This is a genomic window from Pseudomonas sp. BSw22131 (assembly GCF_026810445.1).
Classification (GTDB): domain Bacteria; phylum Pseudomonadota; class Gammaproteobacteria; order Pseudomonadales; family Pseudomonadaceae; genus Aquipseudomonas; species Aquipseudomonas huanghezhanensis.
Genome location: NZ_CP113949.1, coordinates 2,125,750 through 2,141,282, shown reverse-complemented (window position 1 = coordinate 2,141,282; position 15,533 = coordinate 2,125,750). Strand labels below are relative to the sequence as shown.

The following is a 15,533-nucleotide window of genomic DNA, read 5'->3' as shown; positions in this document are numbered from 1 at the left end:
AAGACGCATCGGCGCAGGCATTTACGAGCGCACAGGGTGAGTCATCGCGTGAGGTTCAGGGCGCCTGAGGCAGCAGGCCGGGGAAGAGATGACGCGGCGTTCGCTTGCGCAGGCTGTAGACCGTGTGCAGTCGTGGCTGCAACAAGCGGATCAGCCAGCCGAGGGCAATGAAAAAGACCATCGACAGCGCCAGCGTGCCGGCAAATGCGCAGTTGTCCATGGACAACTTCATGAGCAGCGCGTGTTCGCCCATCGCCGACATATCGCCCCTATCAGCGTGAGCCTGCGGGGCTGCGTGCGGCCCGCAGATGTCCGACGGCACCGCCCTGGAAAACGCACCGAGCATTTGTCCATGGCTGACGCTGCACGCAAGCCCATTGAACAGGATGAAGCCGTACAGCATCCAGGCAATGAGCGATTGGTGAGTTCGAACGAATTTCATGGGCGAAGAATTTAACATCGCAGGGCGCGAGGAACACGCCGCATGCGACCGAAACCCTGCGACTAAATGGCACAGGGACTGATTACCGTAGGCTGCACCGGCACTGCGCGAATGAATTCGCGCCTACAGAACCCAGGCGCAGTCAGGGGCAATCGGATCAGTTGGTGCGATAGCGCTCAAGCCAATGCGCGTAAGGCGCTGGCAGTACCCAGGTGGGTTTGTCGATATGCAATTGTTGTGCGGCGTGCATCGGCCAGTGCGGGTTGGCCAGGTGCGCGCGGCCGACCATCACCAGGTCCATCTGCCCTTCGGCGATCACGCGTTCGGCTTCGGCCGGCGCGTCGATACCCCAAGAGGATGCGACCGGCAATTGCGCTTCTTCTCGCACTCGCTGGGCAATCGGAGCCAGGAAGGCACCGCCCCACGGGATGTTGGTTTCCGGGATCGTGAAACCGACGCTCACATTGAGCATGTCCAGCCCACCCTGACGGAACGCCTTGGTGATCTCGATGGACTCGACCAGCGTCTCTTCATCACGACCGTCATACTCGATCACCCCGAAACGCGCGGTCAGCGGCAGATTCTCCGGCCAGACCTCACGCACCGCCGCCAGCGTTTCCACGAGAAAACGGCTGCGTCCGGCAAAATCGCCGCCGTACTGGTCGTCGCGCTGGTTGGAGTGCGCCGAGAAAAAACTCTGCGCCAGATAACCGTGAGCAAAGTGCAGTTCGAGCCATTCGAAGCCAGCGTCACGGGCGCGGCGAGCGGCCGCCACGAAGTCACCCTTGACCCGCTCGATGTCAGCAAGCTCCATCGCTTTGGGCAGCTGCGGCAGGTTCGCGCCAAAGGCGATGGCTGACGGCGCCAGGGTTTGCCAGCTGCGCGGATCAGACTCAGGAATATGGTCATCGCCTTCCCACGGACGGTTGGCGCTGGCCTTGCGCCCGGCGTGCGCGATCTGGATGCCGGGGACTGCACCGCTGGCCTTGATCGAGGCAGCGATCATCGCCATGCCTTCAGCCTGATGGTCGTTCCAGAGGCCTGTGCAGCCTGGCGTGATACGGCCTTCAGGAGAAACCGCCGTCGCTTCGACGATCACCAGTCCGGCGCCACCTCGGGCAATGCTGGTGTAGTGGGCGTGGTGCCAATCATTGGTCACGCCATCGATTGCGCTGTACTGGCACATAGGCGGCACAGCGATACGATTGCGCAGGGTGACGTCTTTCAGGCTGAACGGTGAAAACAACGCGGACATTGGAAATCCTCAAACAGGGGAATGGATTTAGAAGACTTGGCCAGCACTGCGGCAGACTGAAGCAAACCGCCCTTCTCTCGAAACGATGGCTCGCGACCCTAAATCCAGGTTGCGGCGAAGCCTACCCGCGCGCCACTATAATTAAAACCACGCCATCATTATCAAGGCGATAAGAATTCCTTATGTTAAATCCCATGTGGCTGCGCACGTTTGAAACCTTGGCCGATCTGCGCCATTTCACCCGGACCGCCGAACGCCTTGGCCTGACTCAGGCGGCCGTAAGTCAGCACATCAGGCACCTCGAAGACCAGCTCGGGCCACTGCTGATACGCAGACCCCGACAACTGGAAATGACTCCGGCCGGCATTGCGTTGCTGGACTATTGCGGTGAGGTCAGCCGTGCTTCGCAGCGCTTGCAATCGCGCATTGATGAAACTGACGACGAACGCGGAGTGATCAGTCTGATCAGCCCCGGCAGCATCGGGCTGATGCTGTATCCGCTGCTGCTCGACGTGCAGCAGGCCAACCCCGGCCTCGTGGTGCGCCATCGGTTCGCGCCTTGCAATGAAGTGCTCGAAGCGGTGCTGAACAATCACTACGAGCTGGGGCTGGTGAGCCTCAAACCCGATGATCCACGCCTGCACGCCAGCCTGTTTGCCGAAGAGCCGCTGGAACTGGTGATCCCGGCCGGCCCGCCGATTCATGAATGGGCGGACCTCGAACGGCTTGGCTTCATCGATCATCCGGACGGCAAGGCGATGGCAAACCGTTTGTTGAGCCGGCGTTTTCCGGGAGCTCCGGGCATTCGCACCATTGCCGTCCACGGGTTCAGCAACCAGGTCGGCCTGATCGTCGAGCCGGTGGCACGCGGGCTCGGTTTCACGGTGCTGCCGCGTTATGCACGTCAGGCGTTCGCGCGGCAGGATGAAATCCAGGTGATCGAATGCGGCGCACCAGTGATCGACACGTTGTGGCTGATCCATCGCGCCGAATGGCCGTTGTCCAGCCGCGCCGAGCGGGTGGTGGCGCAACTGCGCGCGCGGATGCCGTGAGGGGACGTCCCGACAAGACTGAGCAGTGGAGCCCTGATATTTTGCGCGACACAAATTGCGCAGTGGCCCGATCCTGCCTAATGTCCAAAGGCGCGCACATCGCAGCGCTGACAGCGGCACCGCCCCAACGGACAGAAAGGACGTAACGATGACCCGCCTCACCGCCAAAGACTTCGCTCCCGAACTGCTCGAACTGTATGACTATTACGCCCATGGCCGGATCAACCGGCGAGAATTTCTCGACCGTGCGGCCGCGTTCACCTTGTGCGGCCTCACGGCCTCCGCGATGCTCACGTCGCTGAGCCCCAATTACGCGCTGGCCGAACAAGTCTCCTTCACCGACCCGGACATCATCGCCGAGTACATCACCTACCCCTCGCCCAAAGGCAACGGCACCGTGCGGGCGTACCGCGTACAACCGGCCAAAGCCAGCGGCAAGTTGCCGGGGGTGGTCGTGGTGCACGAAAACCGGGGGCTCAATCCCTACATCGAAGACGTGGCACGACGACTGGGCAAGGCCGGCTACATCGCGCTTGCCCCTGACGGCCTGACCTCGGTGGGCGGTTATCCCGGCAACGATGACAAAGGCCGCGAGCTGCAACAGACAGTCGACCCGACCAAACTGATGAACGACTTCTTTGCCGGCATCGAATGGCTGATGAACCACGACGCCAGCACCGGAAAAGTCGGTATCACCGGCTTCTGCTACGGCGGCGGTGTTTCCAACGCAGCGGCCGTGGCGTACCCGGAGCTTGCCGCAGCGGTACCGTTTTACGGACGCCAGCCAAAAGCCGAAGACGTCGCACGGATCAAGGCGCCGCTGTTGCTGCATTACGGCGAGCTGGACAAAAGCATCAACGAGGGCTGGCCCGCTTACGAGCAGGCGCTTAAGGCTGCGGGCAAAACCTACGAGGCCTATATCTACCCCGGCGCCAACCACGGTTTTCACAACGACTCGACGCCGCGTTATGACGAAGCCGCTGCAACGCTTGCCTGGGAGCGGACACTGGACTGGTTTAAACGTTATCTGGTCTGAGCCGCTAGGTAACGGGGCCTACTTAGCGTCCCCGTTACGGGGTTTGTAGAACAGAAACTCGCCGGTCTCAGCGGTCTTCAGGTATTGCCTGCCCCACACAGGCGAGACGTTGCGATCATGGAAATACATCGCGCCCCGGGTGTGATCAGCCAATTGCTGGTTGAGCGCCTTGCGCGCGATCTCCTTGGCAACGTCGTAGCGGCGTTCCTCCTGCACATCGTCCGGACGACCGTCGCACCACCATGAAAACTGGCAGCGCTTTTTCTCTGATCCTTCCTTGACGACCGCACAGACCGTGTCGGGAAATCCGTCATGCCCCAACCGGTTAAGCACCACATTGGCCACAGCCTCCATGTCCGCAGGCTTGCCGCCCTTTGCTTCCCAGTAAATGGTGCGTGCCAGGCACGTCAGCGCATCATCCACCGGCGCTTCGCCCACTGGATCGACAGCCTGCACTTCGGTTTTGGTGAGCTTCTGGGATTTTGCGGGCGGCGTCTGCGTGTCGTTGACCGCCGCTTTTTGTTCCAGCACGTGCGCCTTGTCGACAGCAATTTCAGACACTTGCTGCTGGTCAGCGGCGACGGCTGGAGGGCTGAGTAACGCAATGGCGAAACAGAAAGCGAGGCAAATTGGAGCGTGTATGGCGCGCATGATCGACCCTGAATAAAAACCCGCCCGAATGATGCAGCCTGAGTGGTGGTGTCGGCAATTGGAGACTCACCACAACGCCACCTTGAACATGCAGGTCACGCCCGGGATAAGATGCGCGCCTTGCTCGTCCATGCCAGCGCCGCAGGTCTGGCACACGCTCGACTTCCGCTTGCGAGAGATCACTGTGTTCGAACTGACCAGCTATCTGGGACTTTTTGCCGTGGCGTTCGGCGCCGCCACGCTGCTGCCGCTGCAATCGGAGGCCGTGCTGGTCGGCATGCTGCTTTCGGAGCGCTACGCCACTGCGCTGCTGTTGCTGACGGCCACGGCGGGGAATGTCCTGGGCAGCGTGTTCAACTGGTATCTGGGGCGCTCAATAGAGCGCTTTCGGCACAGACGCTGGTTTCCGGTCAGCGAACGCCATCTGGATAAGGCCCAACGACACTATCAACGCTTCGGCCGCTGGGCGCTCCTGCTCAGTTGGGTGCCCGTCATCGGCGACCCGATCACCCTGGTCGCAGGCGTGATGCGCGAACCTTTCTGGCGATTCCTGCTGATCGTCACGCTTGCCAAAGGCTTTCGTTATCTGGTGCTGACGGCCATTACGCTGGGCTGGGCGACTTGACAGGCTGACGTGCAGGATCGAAACCGGCGATGATGTGTCCCAATGTTTCACCGGAACGCGCCAATACCGCCGCTTCCGTTTTTTGCCAGGCCCACTAAGGCTGCGCATGATCGTCCCCGGAGCCTGTTGACACATGAAGTCTTTCACCCGCCTGCGGGCGTTTCTTGACCAGACCCGCCGTGCGCTCGGTCTGGTCTGGAGTACGTCCAGAGGGCTGTTTATCGGCCTGATCGTCGCGACACTGGTCGCAGGGCTGCTGCCCGCACTGGCAGCCTGGCTTGGCCAACGTATTGTCGATGCCGTACTGGAAGGCATGCAGGTACACGCAGCGCAAGGTGTGGCGCCCCTGTGGCCGGTGCTGCGTTTCGTGGTCGCCGAAGCAGGCGTGCTGGCGATGCTGGCGGCGGCGCAACGGGCATTGTCAGTCCAGCAATCGCTGCTGCGGGTGCAACTGGGGCAGAAGGTCAATCTGCTGATCCTGGAGAAGGCTCAGACTTTGTCGTTGCTGCAATTTGAGGACTCGGACTTCTACGACAAGCTGGTGCGCGTGCGGCGCGACGCCTCAACGCGGCCGCTGGGGCTGGTGATCAAGTCGCTGGGGCTGGTGCAGAACCTCATCTCGCTGGTGAGCTTTGCCGTACTGCTGGTGCACTTCTCGCCGTGGGCGCTGGCGATTCTGGTAGTCGGCGCGTTACCGGTGTTCTTTTCCGAAACGCATTTTTCCGGTGACGCCTTCCGGCTTTTCACCCGCCGCGCGCCGGAAACGCGCCAGCAGAACTACATCGAAGCCCTGCTTTCGCAAGAAGCGCATATCAAGGAGGTTCGGCTGTTTGGCTTCGCACCGCTGTTGCTCAACCGCTATCGCGAAACCTTCACGCGGCTGTATGCCGAAGACCGTCGATTGACGCTGCGTCGTGACGGCTGGGGCTTTGCGCTCGGGTTGCTGGGCACCCTTGGGTTTTACCTGGCGTATGCCTGGGTCGTGCTCGACACGGTCAACGGCAACACCACTCTGGGTCAGATGACCATGTACCTGGTGCTGTTCAAGCAGGGCCAGGCGGCAATCAGCTCCAGCCTCAGCGCCATTGGCGGCCTGTATGAAGACGGACTGTACCTGACCCATCTGTATGAATACCTGGGCCAGCCGGTCAAAGCCGAAACCGGCCATCTCACGCGCGGCGAACAACCTGGCGACGGGCTGCGTTTCGAAGGTGTCGGCTTTACCTACCCCGGCGCTTCGAACCCGGTATTGCGCGCCATCGACCTGCACCTCAAGCCGGGCCAGAGCCTGGCGCTGGTCGGCGAAAACGGCTCGGGCAAAACCACTCTGATCAAGCTGCTCACGCGGCTGTACGTCCCCAGCGAGGGCCGCATCCTGCTGGATGGCAGCGACCTCCAGGACTGGGACCAGAACACGCTGCACCGGCGCATCGGGGTGATTTTTCAGGATTACCTGCGCTACCAGATGAAGGTCGGTGAAAACCTTGGTGTCGGTGATGTGCAAGCTTTCGACGATGAAACGCGCTGGCGAGAAGCTGCGGCGCAAGGGATGGCATCCGGTTTCATCGAGCGTCTGGACAACGGCTACAAAACGCAGCTCGGCAAATGGTTTGCCGGCGGGCAGGAGCTGTCTGGAGGCCAATGGCAAAAAATTGCCCTGTCGCGGGCGTACATGCGGCGCGAGGCCGACATCCTGATCCTCGACGAGCCCACCGCCGCGCTGGACGCGGGCGCCGAAGCTGCGGTGTTCGAGCACTTTCGCGAGTACGCGCAGGGGCGCATGAGCCTGCTGATCTCGCACCGTTTCTCCAGCGTGCGCAACGCCGAACACATCGTCGTGCTGGATCAGGGACGCATTCTGGAACGTGGTGATCACGCCAGCCTGATGGACCAGGCGGGTCGCTATGCGCAGCTGTTCGACCTTCAGGCGCGGGGTTACCGCTAACCTGCCGAGGCGACGAATCGGGTGATGAAATAGCCGTTCATCGGACGGAGCAAAGGCGAATCATTTTCAATAGCCGTTTCACAAAATATTCACGCCATGGGGCGCAAAGTCCTTTTACTCCTTTTGATTCTCTTTAAGCCCGCCGCCCCAGCGGGCTTTTTTCTGCCTGCGATTTGGGATCGAAGGGGGCTAGCGAAGTGGGTAGATATCGTGTGCGTCCTGATTCAGGCGATTGACAGCCTCCACCCAGACTTCCAACAGTTGTGAACGCAACGAGGTGTACCAGATCGGTTCTATGACACGGGCGTCTGCCAGTGCCTGAAGAAAACCGCAGCAAAAATGATAACCCTCGGCAACGCGCAGCGGGTCTGTCGCGGCGCGCAGTGCGGCCAGCGCGCCGCGCCATGTGGCGTGGATTTCTTCTGGCAGGCCGCGTGGCAGCCCATCAAATGTTGGTGCCGACTCCTTGATTCGGAACATATTCGAATTCCTTGTCGAATGAATACTGAAACGTCTTCGAGAGACCATTGGCCTCTTTCTCGAATTTCGCGATTATAGCCATCGGTTTTCACCCTCGCACGATCCCAGCCATCCCCATGTCGGCAGGAGCCACCATGACGTTCAACTGGCACAGCGACTCCATCAGCCCTGAAACCCCTGTGGATCAGCGCTACAAAAACACGCAAAACGTACGGCGTTTCATGCTTGAACAGTGTGGGCCGACGTTTCGGTTTGATCGAGATTTCATGGCGTGGATCAAAAACACCACAGCCAAAAACATGGGCGACGTGGTGCAGGAATGGAAGCGTCGAAACCTTTAGGACACGCCATGTTTGCCAACACCCTGAAAACACTCAAGGCCTGGGCCCGACGCCTCAAAGCCAACCTGATCCTGCTGTGGGTGTGCTGCCGTCAGCCGGACATACCTTGGCTGCCCAAAACTGTTGCGCTGGTCACGGTGGCATATGCCCTGAGCCCCATTGACCTGATACCAGACTTCATTCCGCTGCTCGGTTATCTGGATGACGTGATCCTGCTGCCGCTGGGCATCGCGCTGGCCATGCGTTCTATTCCGGCGCCGCTGCTGGCGCGTTGCCGTCCCCAGGCTGAAACGATGGCGGGGCAACGCCTGAGCCTGAAGGGACGATGGATAATGGCCGCGCTGTTTGTGCTGATCTGGCTGGCACTGGCCTGGGCGGTAGCAGAGGCGGTGTGGCGGAGGTGAGTTAGAGTTGACACCGCAGACCGTTGGTCCGGGAGCTGGCGGTTAAATGATCTCTAACCCCTGCCCCGTCTACGCCAAACAATTGCTTACACATCTGTCGGTGGCTAAAACATGAGTTTGTAACCTGTGGTGTTAGCTTACGCCGCTTGATCGGGTCACGAGATGCTTAGTCACTGTCATGCGCATCACTCTACCCAGCCGTACGGCCCTGAGCGCCTACCTCGCCATCATCTGCCTGTTCGCGGTCGCGTGGTTTACCCACCCCGGCAACACCCATTCTTCGTTCGCGCTGATGGGCTCGGCGGCAAAGGCGACCGGTCAATCTCCCAAACCCATCTACACCAGCCGTTTTGCCTCCTCCGGGCTGGTGGATTTCGTGCATTCCTCTGCCGTGACCGCCCTGCCCGATGGCAGCCTGATGACGGTATGGTTTGCCGGCACCCGTGAAGGCGCTGCCGATGTGCAGGTGCGCGCCGCCCGCTTCGATGCAGGCACCGGCGAATGGGGCGCAGAGCAGGTGCTGGCAACCCGCGACTCGACCCAGCGCGGCACGCAAAAATACATTCGCAAACTCGGCAATCCGGTCGTCGCACTGGCACCGGACAATCGCCTGTGGCTGTTCTATGTCTCGGTGTCCATGGGCGGCTGGGCGGGCAGCGCGGTCAATGTGATGGTCTCCGAAGATTTTGGCCGCAACTGGTCTGAACCGCGCCAATTGATCACCTCACCTTTTCTCAACATCAGCACGCTGGTGCGCTCGGCGCCGGTGTTTCATGCCGACGGTTCGATCGGATTGCCGGTCTACCACGAATTTCTGGGCAAGTTCGCCGAGTATCTCTACCTGAGCGCGAACGGCGACGTGATCGATAAATTCCGCATCAGCCGGGGCAACAATTCGCTGCAGCCGACCGTGGTGCCGCTGGACGGCCAGCGGGGCATCGCGCTGCTGCGTTATGCCGGAAACACTCACCACCGGGTGCTGGCGACCCGCACCGAAGACGCCGGGCAAACCTGGAGTGAACCTTATCCGCTCGACCCGTCCAACCCCAACTCATCGCTGGCCGCTGTCGCCACGCCAGACAATGGCCTGCTGGTGGCGCTCAATGACCTGCGCGATGGCCGCTTCAAGCTGAGCCTCTACGGCACCGACGCCAAAATGGACGACTGGCAGGCGTTGCGTGACCTGGACAAGTCCCCCGACCCGAACGGCAATCCGTTCTCGCCCGACGCTTACAAAGAAATCATCGGCAACGAGTTTCGCGGGTCCAGTGGCGCACTTCGACTGCCGCTGGAGACGCAGTTCCTGAGCAACCTCGACACCCGCGTCTGCACCAGCCGCGGCTGTGAATTCAAATACGAGTACCCCTACTTCATCCGCAGCCCGGACGGGATGTATCACTTGGTTTATTCCTGGAACAACACTTTCATCAAGCACGTCACGTTCAACGATGCGTGGCTGTCCGAGCGTCGCAATTGATCAGCCTGTGGCAGGCCCATGTCAGTTTCGCGCTGCTCATCTTCCTGATGCTGCCGCCGCTGGGGCTCAACCGTGGGCTGCGCGTCGGGCTGTTGTTCGCGTTGCTGGCGGCCAGTTTCATACCTGTCGACGGCTTGTCGCTGGCGGCGTACCTGCGCAGCTACATTGATGACCTCGCCATCACTTCGCTGGTGTTGATGCTCTGGGGTTGCCTGCGCAAATTGGGGCTGCCTGCGCCCGCCCGTCACGCGCAAATCAGCGTGCTGGTGGTGTTCGCGGCGATGGCGCTGCTGCTGTACCCGGCAACGCTGGGCTTGAGTTATCTGGACCCGTATCGCCTCGGCTACAGCCCGCGGGCGATGCTGGTGATCATCGCACTGCTCACGCTGGGCCTGTTTTACCTGCGCAACGGTCTGGCGGTGGTGATGCTGGCCAGCGCAACGCTGGCGTTCGTGGCAGGCATCAAACCCTCGCACAATTACTGGGATTACCTGATTGATCCGCTGCTGGGGCTGTTCTGCTGCACGGCCTTGCTGGTGATCGTCGTGAGATGGGCCTATCGCCGGAGCAGGTTGCTATTGCGCAGCGCCAGCGATGCACGTCAATCAGTTTGAGAATCAACGAGACTTTTCACCGGGGGAACCGCAATGGGTTGGCTGCACGCAAGACGTCTGCATTACTGGCTGGCCGCAACAGCCATTATCTGGTTTCTGTTGGCGGTGCTGCGGGTGGTGTTCTTTTTCGGCTTTTCCGGTTTCGACGCCAAGGCCCTGAGCGACGATAACGCGCTGCTGGAAACGCTGGGCATCGGCTTTCGGTTCGACCTCAGGCTGGCGATCCTGCTGATGTTGCCCGTTGCCGTGCTGGCCTGGATACCGCGCTGGAACCTGCTGGGCAGCCGCCTGTTGCGCGGTGTGGCGCGCATCTACCTGTTTGTCGCGCTGAGCGTTGTATTGCTGATCTACATCATCGACTTCGGCCACTACGCGTACCTCGGCGTGCGAATCAACGCCACCATTCTGCGCTATCTCGACGACGCGCAAATTTCCCGCGACATGGTCTGGCAAACCTACCCCGTGATCTGGATTTCTCTCGGTTGGCTGCTCACGGTCGCGCTGGTGACACTGGCGCTGGTGAAGCTGGAGCGCCTGACGCTCGACCGCCGTCGCATCGTGATTCATCCACTGTCAGCCACGTGGGGCGGTACGGTGATGGTCGTGCTGGTGCTGCTGGGTATTTTGGGCCGTGTCGAAAACATGAACCTCGAAAACCCGGTCCCGTTGCGCTGGAGCGATGCGTTTTTTTCCGGCAATAACCAGATTGCAGCGCTGGGCCTGAACCCGGTGATTTTCCTCTATGACACCATCAAGGTCGGCCAGTCGCGCTACGACGAAGCTCAAGTGCGTGAACACTACGCGGTGATGTCCAAGTACCTGGGCGTCGACAAGCCCGACCCGCAAACGCTCGACTTTGTGCGCCATCAGGCGCCGCAGCCTTACAAGGTTGCCAGCGCCAGGCCACCGAATGTGATGTTCGTGATGCTGGAGTCCCTCGGTACCAGCGCGGTGGGCGCCTACGGCAACCCGATCAATCCAACGCCCAACATTGACCGCCTCGCCAGCCAGAGCTGGTTTTTCGAGCATTTTTACGTGCCGGTCACCGGAACGGCGAAAACCGTGTGGGCGAGTATTTCGGGCGTGCCGGACGTTACCCGTCAGGAAACGGCGACGCGCAACCCGTTGATCACGCGCCAGCACACGCTGATCAATGCGTTCAACGGCTACGAAAAGATCTACACCATCGGCGGCAACTCCGGCTGGGCCAACATGAACGCCCTGATCCGGCAAAGCATCGACGGCGTGCGCCTGTTCGAAGAGCGCGACTGGAAATCCCCGGTGGTGGATGTCTGGGGGATCTCTGATCTGGACCTGTTCAAGGAAACCGACCAGATCCTGCAAGCACTGCCCAAGGACAAGCCGTTCTTTGCCTACGTGCAGACCGCAGGCAACCATCGGCCCTTCACCATTCCCAAAACCAATGACGGCTTTGAGGTGAAGAACCCGACGCTGGCCGAAGTACAAGCCGCAGGATCACGCAGCGTCGAGCAATACAACGCCGTGCGCCTGCTGGACTTCAACATTGGACGCCTGATGGAAATCGCCAAGAAAGGCGGTTACTACGAAAACACCATTTTCGTGCTGTTTGGCGATCACAACACCCGGATCGCCCAGATCCCGTATCTGGCGCCCGCTTACGAGCAGCTCGGCCTGGAGAGCAACGCGGTGCCGATGATCATCCATGCGCCCGCCTTGCTCGGCGCGCGCACTGTCAACGAGGCAGTAGGTCTGGTTGACTTGCTGCCCACCGTTGCCGGCATGGCGGGCCTTGAGTTTCGCAACAGCGGCATGGGGCGGGACATTCAGCAGCCAGCGCCGGAAGGCGAGCGCGTGGTGCCGCTGGTGCTGCGTGAAGGCACGTTCCCGCTGATCGCCGGTGTCACGCAGCATTACATGGTGCAGATGCAGCACGACGGCAGCTCGCCGACGCTGCATGACCTGGCCTCGCAAACGCCACTGGATGATGTGGCCGGGCAGAACCCGGCGGAGTTCAGGCGACTGGTCGAGCTGACCCGCGGCATGCACGAAACATCGCGGCTGATGCTTTACCAGAACGTGCGCAAATAAGGGACGAAAGCCGGGTTGAACCAACGCAGCGCCCGGCTTATCGAACAGACAATCCCGCTGCCGAGAATGCCCCATGCCCGCTACGTCCCAGCACCCTGAAACGGTGAATGTCCTGCCGCTCACCCGCGCCGAACTGGCCCAGGCCTGCGAACTGGTCAGGCTGGCGTTCGCGACGTTCATCGAAGCAGCGGAGCCCGGAGAGTTCTGGAATGACCGCGATTACGTGCACAACCGCTGGAACGCGCCGCACAGCAACTGGCTCAAGGCCGAGATCGACGGCCGAATGGTCGGCGTGCTGTGCGTGTCGCGCTGGGGCAGTCATGCGGTTGTCGGGCCAGTGGCCGTGCACCCGCAATTCTGGGACCGCGCCATCGCCAAAAGCCTGATGACCGGTTGCATCGAGCAGCTGGATGCCTGGGGCGTTAGCCATGCCGGGCTGATGACCTTTCCCGACAGCGCTAAACACATCGGGCTATACCAGCGTTTTGGCTTCTGGCCGAGGTCGCTCATCGCCATTTTGCAACACCCGGTCAGCGCTGAAAGCGGCCCGACCGGCGTGCTGAAATACGGCGCGCCAGGCAGCGATGCACAGGCCCTGAAAAACGCATGCGCCGCCATCACCCACGCCATCGCGCCTGGGCTGGACGTGACCGGCGAGATGGACGCCGTGCGAGAACAAAAGCTCGGCACCACATTGATACTGGTCGACGAGGCGGCTCAACCTCACGCCTTCGCGATCTGCCATTTCGGTCCGCACAGCGAGGCGGGCGCCGGCGTCTTTTACGTCAAGTTCGCAGCAGTGGCCTCTGGTCCGCGGGCGCCTTCGGTGTTTGCCACGCTGATCGCCGCCTGCAACGCGGCGGCGGTGCAGGCCAGTCAGGAGACCCTCACCGTCGGGGTCAATACCGCGCGCGACGGAGCGTACCGCTGGCTGATCGATGAAGGGTTTCGGACTGACATTCTGGGCATCTCGATGCACCGAGGCGGCGCTGGTTACGATCACGCCCAAGCCTGGATCCTTGATGACTGGCGCTGAGCTGATCAACGTGCCTTTGTGTTCGACCAATGACTTTGAACCCCTGCAAGAGAAACGCTAAGCTTGCCGCGCCTACTCGCAGACCCGTCTATTACGGGCCTGTCCCTTTGCTTCAGGAGATCCAAAGACATGAATGTCTCGCTTCGCCCTCAGTGGCTACTCGTCCTTGCCCTGCCCTTCTTACTCATCGCCTGTGGCGACAAAGAACCCGAACAACGCGCGGCCTTCACGCAGTTTCTGCAAACCCGCATCGTCGACAAACCGGGCGTACACGTGCCCAAACTGACGCCGGATGAGTCGAAAGCATTTGGTGAATACTCCACGCATTACGCGGTAATCACCGACTTCAACAGCGGGATGGACACCGCCGTCAAACCGTTGGCCACACTCGTTCAGAAAGGCGCCGTGCGCTCGCTGGGCGATCTGGTTTCACGCCGGGACGACATCAAAACGGTGCAGGCCGGCCTCACCGACATGAACACCCAACTCAAGCAGCAACAGGCTAAAGCCGACAGCGCTCACGCCCAGCTCAAGCAACCGGAAGACTTGAAAGCGGTCTACGACAAAGCCTACGACCGCACCGTAACCGTGCCTGCCAACACGCTTCTGGAGGTGCTGCCGCAGATTAACGGCACACTGGACACCAGCCTGAAAGTGGCCGACTACGTGAATGCGCACAAGGCGCAGATCGAGATAAACGGCGCGTTGGTCAAGGTTCAAGACCCGAAGGTGCAGGCGGAACTGAACACCCTTCTGGAAGAGTTGAACACCCAGGCCAAGACCGTCCAACAGGCTCAGGTCCGCCTGAAAACCCTGATGTTCGGCAACTGATCTGGTTGCAGCCGCAACCTCTAACGAGTAACGCCTGCAACGTTGATCACGGCGCTGAGTGATCACTCACCCAGCGCTGGCAGCGCGCCTACCGGGGTGTGCCGGGCATCAGCTCACCCCGCTCAGCCGTGGCTAGTGCCCGTTGCATGGCTTGCGGATGCTGGCCGAAGGTGCGCAGAAACGCTTGCCGCATCCGCTCGCGATCACCAAATCCTGACTCACGGGCAATCACCTCTATGGGGTGACGGCTGGTTTCCATCATCACCCTGGCGGCCTCGACCCGAAGACACTCGACCGCCTTGGCTGGCGTCTGCCCGGTTTCTTCACGGAACACCCGGCTGAACTGTCGCGGGCTCAAGCGCGCCACTGCCGCTAACGCCTCCACCGACAAATCGCTGTTCAGATTTTCCCGCGCGTAAACCAGTGCCAGCTGGACCCGGTCAGATTTGGGGTCAAGTTCCAGCAGCGCCGACAACTGCGATTGTTCGCTGCCCCGCCGCTGATAAATCACCAGCTTGCGGGCAATCCGCCGCGCTATGTCGCTGCCCAGATCGTTTTCGACCATCGCCAGCGCCAGGTCCAGCCCGGCACTCATGCCTGCGCCGGTCCACACGTCACCGTCCACAACGAACAGCCGGTCTTCCTCAAGCTGAATATCGGGGTAGCGTTTTTTGAACGCCGGCGCATAGATCCAGTGAGTGGTTGCGCGTTTGCCGTCGAGCAGACCGGCCTCCGCCAGCACAAAGCTTCCGGTGCACAACGACACGATGCGGCGCGAGTGCGCAGACGCGGCGCGCACGAACTCCAGCAGGCTCAGGGCCGGAAGCTCGAACTCCATGTGGCCGCTGATGATCACGGTGTCGTACCCCTCGGCGCTAAGCGGCGTGGTCAGCACCGAAAAGCCCTGCGACGACATCACCGGCCCGCCCGACTCCGACACCAGATGAAAGGTGTAGGCCGGCTCGTCGCGCATCATGTTCGCGCACTCGAACACCGAGCCCACGGACAGGCTGAGCGACTGGAAGTTGGGATAAACAATCAAAGCAACGGAATGCATCACGCTCTCTTCAGCAGGTGCGCAGGCCAGAAATAATGAGCACCCCTTGGGCAACTGATTCGGCTGCGGGCCGCATGGCGGCTCGGTGCGATGCTATCTCGCCAGGCAGAGCGGCGCACGCAACTTTGGTCCCGTGTCCGAAATCCTTGCGGATACGACATTGTCGGGTTTTGCCTCACTCCCTACGATGGGCTCACCCACTAGACGACTGGTCTAC

The 15,533-nt window shown here is 61.0% G+C and carries 16 protein-coding genes; 11 read left to right on the top strand and 5 right to left on the bottom strand.

What is annotated here, in order from left to right; genetic code table 11:
* Window positions 1–55: 55 nt before the first annotated feature.
* Together OYW20_RS09605 and OYW20_RS09600 are read right to left on the bottom strand one after the other, a co-directional pair.
* Window positions 56–442, bottom strand: coding sequence for a DUF2946 family protein (locus tag OYW20_RS09605; protein WP_268800448.1), 387 nt, complete (start codon window positions 440–442; stop codon window positions 56–58).
* A 157-nt stretch (window positions 443–599) separates the two neighbouring features.
* The gene (locus OYW20_RS09600) at window positions 600–1,697 is read right to left on the bottom strand and encodes an NADH:flavin oxidoreductase/NADH oxidase (RefSeq protein WP_268800447.1); all 1,098 of its coding nucleotides are present in this window, start codon (window positions 1,695–1,697) and stop codon (window positions 600–602) included.
* A 182-nt stretch (window positions 1,698–1,879) separates the two neighbouring features.
* Between OYW20_RS09600 and OYW20_RS09595 the strand changes: the two genes are divergently transcribed.
* Window positions 1,880–2,749, top strand: a complete 870-nt coding sequence (locus OYW20_RS09595) for a LysR family transcriptional regulator (RefSeq protein WP_268800446.1) — start codon at window positions 1,880–1,882, stop codon at window positions 2,747–2,749.
* Window positions 2,750–2,897: 148 nt separating this feature from the next.
* The gene (gene yghX, locus OYW20_RS09590) at window positions 2,898–3,785 is read left to right on the top strand and encodes a YghX family hydrolase (RefSeq protein WP_268800445.1); all 888 of its coding nucleotides are present in this window, start codon (window positions 2,898–2,900) and stop codon (window positions 3,783–3,785) included.
* A gap of 18 nt (window positions 3,786–3,803) precedes the next feature.
* Here the strand turns inward: yghX and OYW20_RS09585 are convergent, their stop codons facing one another.
* Window positions 3,804–4,436: a cell wall hydrolase gene (locus OYW20_RS09585; RefSeq protein ID WP_268800444.1), complete on the bottom strand. Its 633-nt coding sequence runs from the start codon at window positions 4,434–4,436 to the stop codon at window positions 3,804–3,806.
* Between the two features lie 184 nt (window positions 4,437–4,620).
* Between OYW20_RS09585 and OYW20_RS09580 the strand changes: the two genes are divergently transcribed.
* Together OYW20_RS09580 and OYW20_RS09575 are read left to right on the top strand one after the other, a co-directional pair.
* Entirely contained in the window at window positions 4,621–5,061 is a 441-nt protein-coding gene (locus tag OYW20_RS09580; RefSeq protein ID WP_268801091.1) for a YqaA family protein, read from the top strand.
* 133 nt (window positions 5,062–5,194) lie between these two features.
* The gene (locus OYW20_RS09575; RefSeq protein ID WP_268800443.1) at window positions 5,195–7,006 is read left to right on the top strand and encodes an ABC transporter ATP-binding protein; all 1,812 of its coding nucleotides are present in this window, start codon (window positions 5,195–5,197) and stop codon (window positions 7,004–7,006) included.
* A gap of 189 nt (window positions 7,007–7,195) precedes the next feature.
* Here OYW20_RS09575 and OYW20_RS09570 read toward each other — a convergent pair whose 3' ends face one another.
* Window positions 7,196–7,486: a hypothetical protein gene (locus OYW20_RS09570; protein WP_268800442.1), complete on the bottom strand. Its 291-nt coding sequence runs from the start codon at window positions 7,484–7,486 to the stop codon at window positions 7,196–7,198.
* A 134-nt stretch (window positions 7,487–7,620) separates the two neighbouring features.
* Here OYW20_RS09570 and OYW20_RS09565 point away from each other — a divergent pair, with 134 nt between their 5' ends.
* The 7 genes from OYW20_RS09565 (at window position 7,621) to OYW20_RS09535 (ending at window position 14,259) form a co-directional block, all read left to right on the top strand.
* Window positions 7,621–7,827 (top strand): DUF6434 domain-containing protein, encoded by a 207-nt coding sequence (locus OYW20_RS09565; RefSeq protein WP_268800441.1) that lies wholly within the window; start codon window positions 7,621–7,623, stop codon window positions 7,825–7,827.
* Between the two features lie 8 nt (window positions 7,828–7,835).
* The gene (locus OYW20_RS09560) at window positions 7,836–8,231 is read left to right on the top strand and encodes a YkvA family protein (RefSeq protein WP_268800440.1); all 396 of its coding nucleotides are present in this window, start codon (window positions 7,836–7,838) and stop codon (window positions 8,229–8,231) included.
* Window positions 8,232–8,409: 178 nt separating this feature from the next.
* On the top strand, window positions 8,410–9,708 hold the full coding sequence (locus tag OYW20_RS09555) for a sialidase family protein (protein ID WP_268800439.1): 1,299 nt from the start codon (window positions 8,410–8,412) through the stop codon (window positions 9,706–9,708).
* A complete protein-coding gene (locus OYW20_RS09550) occupies window positions 9,705–10,322 on the top strand; it encodes a hypothetical protein (RefSeq protein WP_268801090.1) in 618 nt (205 codons plus the stop codon). The genes OYW20_RS09555 and OYW20_RS09550 overlap by 4 nt, the downstream gene beginning before the upstream one ends.
* 33 nt (window positions 10,323–10,355) lie before the next feature.
* Window positions 10,356–12,392 carry an LTA synthase family protein gene (locus OYW20_RS09545; RefSeq protein ID WP_268800438.1) on the top strand — a complete coding sequence of 679 codons (2,037 nt, stop codon included), beginning with the start codon at window positions 10,356–10,358 and terminating at the stop codon, window positions 12,390–12,392.
* A 73-nt stretch (window positions 12,393–12,465) separates the two neighbouring features.
* A complete protein-coding gene (locus OYW20_RS09540) occupies window positions 12,466–13,428 on the top strand; it encodes a GNAT family N-acetyltransferase (protein ID WP_268800437.1) in 963 nt (320 codons plus the stop codon).
* Window positions 13,429–13,557: 129 nt separating this feature from the next.
* Window positions 13,558–14,259, top strand: coding sequence for a DUF3053 domain-containing protein (locus OYW20_RS09535; RefSeq protein WP_268800436.1), 702 nt, complete (start codon window positions 13,558–13,560; stop codon window positions 14,257–14,259).
* Window positions 14,260–14,347: 88 nt separating this feature from the next.
* Here the strand turns inward: OYW20_RS09535 and OYW20_RS09530 are convergent, their stop codons facing one another.
* Window positions 14,348–15,316: a GlxA family transcriptional regulator gene (locus tag OYW20_RS09530; RefSeq protein ID WP_268800435.1), complete on the bottom strand. Its 969-nt coding sequence runs from the start codon at window positions 15,314–15,316 to the stop codon at window positions 14,348–14,350.
* Between the last annotated feature and the right edge of the window lie 217 nt (window positions 15,317–15,533).

What these genes read in the sequence shown, in the direction of transcription:
- OYW20_RS09605 (WP_268800448.1), bottom strand. Translation starts at nt 442, where the DNA reads ATGAAATTCGTTCGAACTCACCAATCGCTCATTGCCTGGATGCTGTAC.
- OYW20_RS09600 (WP_268800447.1), bottom strand. Translation starts at nt 1,697, where the DNA reads ATGTCCGCGTTGTTTTCACCGTTCAGCCTGAAAGACGTCACCCTGCGC.
- OYW20_RS09595 (WP_268800446.1), top strand. Translation starts at nt 1,880, where the DNA reads ATGTTAAATCCCATGTGGCTGCGCACGTTTGAAACCTTGGCCGATCTG.
- yghX (WP_268800445.1), top strand. Translation starts at nt 2,898, where the DNA reads ATGACCCGCCTCACCGCCAAAGACTTCGCTCCCGAACTGCTCGAACTG.
- OYW20_RS09585 (WP_268800444.1), bottom strand. Translation starts at nt 4,436, where the DNA reads ATGCGCGCCATACACGCTCCAATTTGCCTCGCTTTCTGTTTCGCCATT.
- OYW20_RS09575 (WP_268800443.1), top strand. Translation starts at nt 5,195, where the DNA reads ATGAAGTCTTTCACCCGCCTGCGGGCGTTTCTTGACCAGACCCGCCGT.
- OYW20_RS09570 (WP_268800442.1), bottom strand. Translation starts at nt 7,486, where the DNA reads ATGTTCCGAATCAAGGAGTCGGCACCAACATTTGATGGGCTGCCACGC.
- OYW20_RS09565 (WP_268800441.1), top strand. Translation starts at nt 7,621, where the DNA reads ATGACGTTCAACTGGCACAGCGACTCCATCAGCCCTGAAACCCCTGTG.
- OYW20_RS09560 (WP_268800440.1), top strand. Translation starts at nt 7,836, where the DNA reads ATGTTTGCCAACACCCTGAAAACACTCAAGGCCTGGGCCCGACGCCTC.
- OYW20_RS09555 (WP_268800439.1), top strand. Translation starts at nt 8,410, where the DNA reads ATGCGCATCACTCTACCCAGCCGTACGGCCCTGAGCGCCTACCTCGCC.
- OYW20_RS09545 (WP_268800438.1), top strand. Translation starts at nt 10,356, where the DNA reads ATGGGTTGGCTGCACGCAAGACGTCTGCATTACTGGCTGGCCGCAACA.
- OYW20_RS09540 (WP_268800437.1), top strand. Translation starts at nt 12,466, where the DNA reads ATGCCCGCTACGTCCCAGCACCCTGAAACGGTGAATGTCCTGCCGCTC.
- OYW20_RS09535 (WP_268800436.1), top strand. Translation starts at nt 13,558, where the DNA reads ATGAATGTCTCGCTTCGCCCTCAGTGGCTACTCGTCCTTGCCCTGCCC.
- OYW20_RS09530 (WP_268800435.1), bottom strand. Translation starts at nt 15,316, where the DNA reads ATGCATTCCGTTGCTTTGATTGTTTATCCCAACTTCCAGTCGCTCAGC.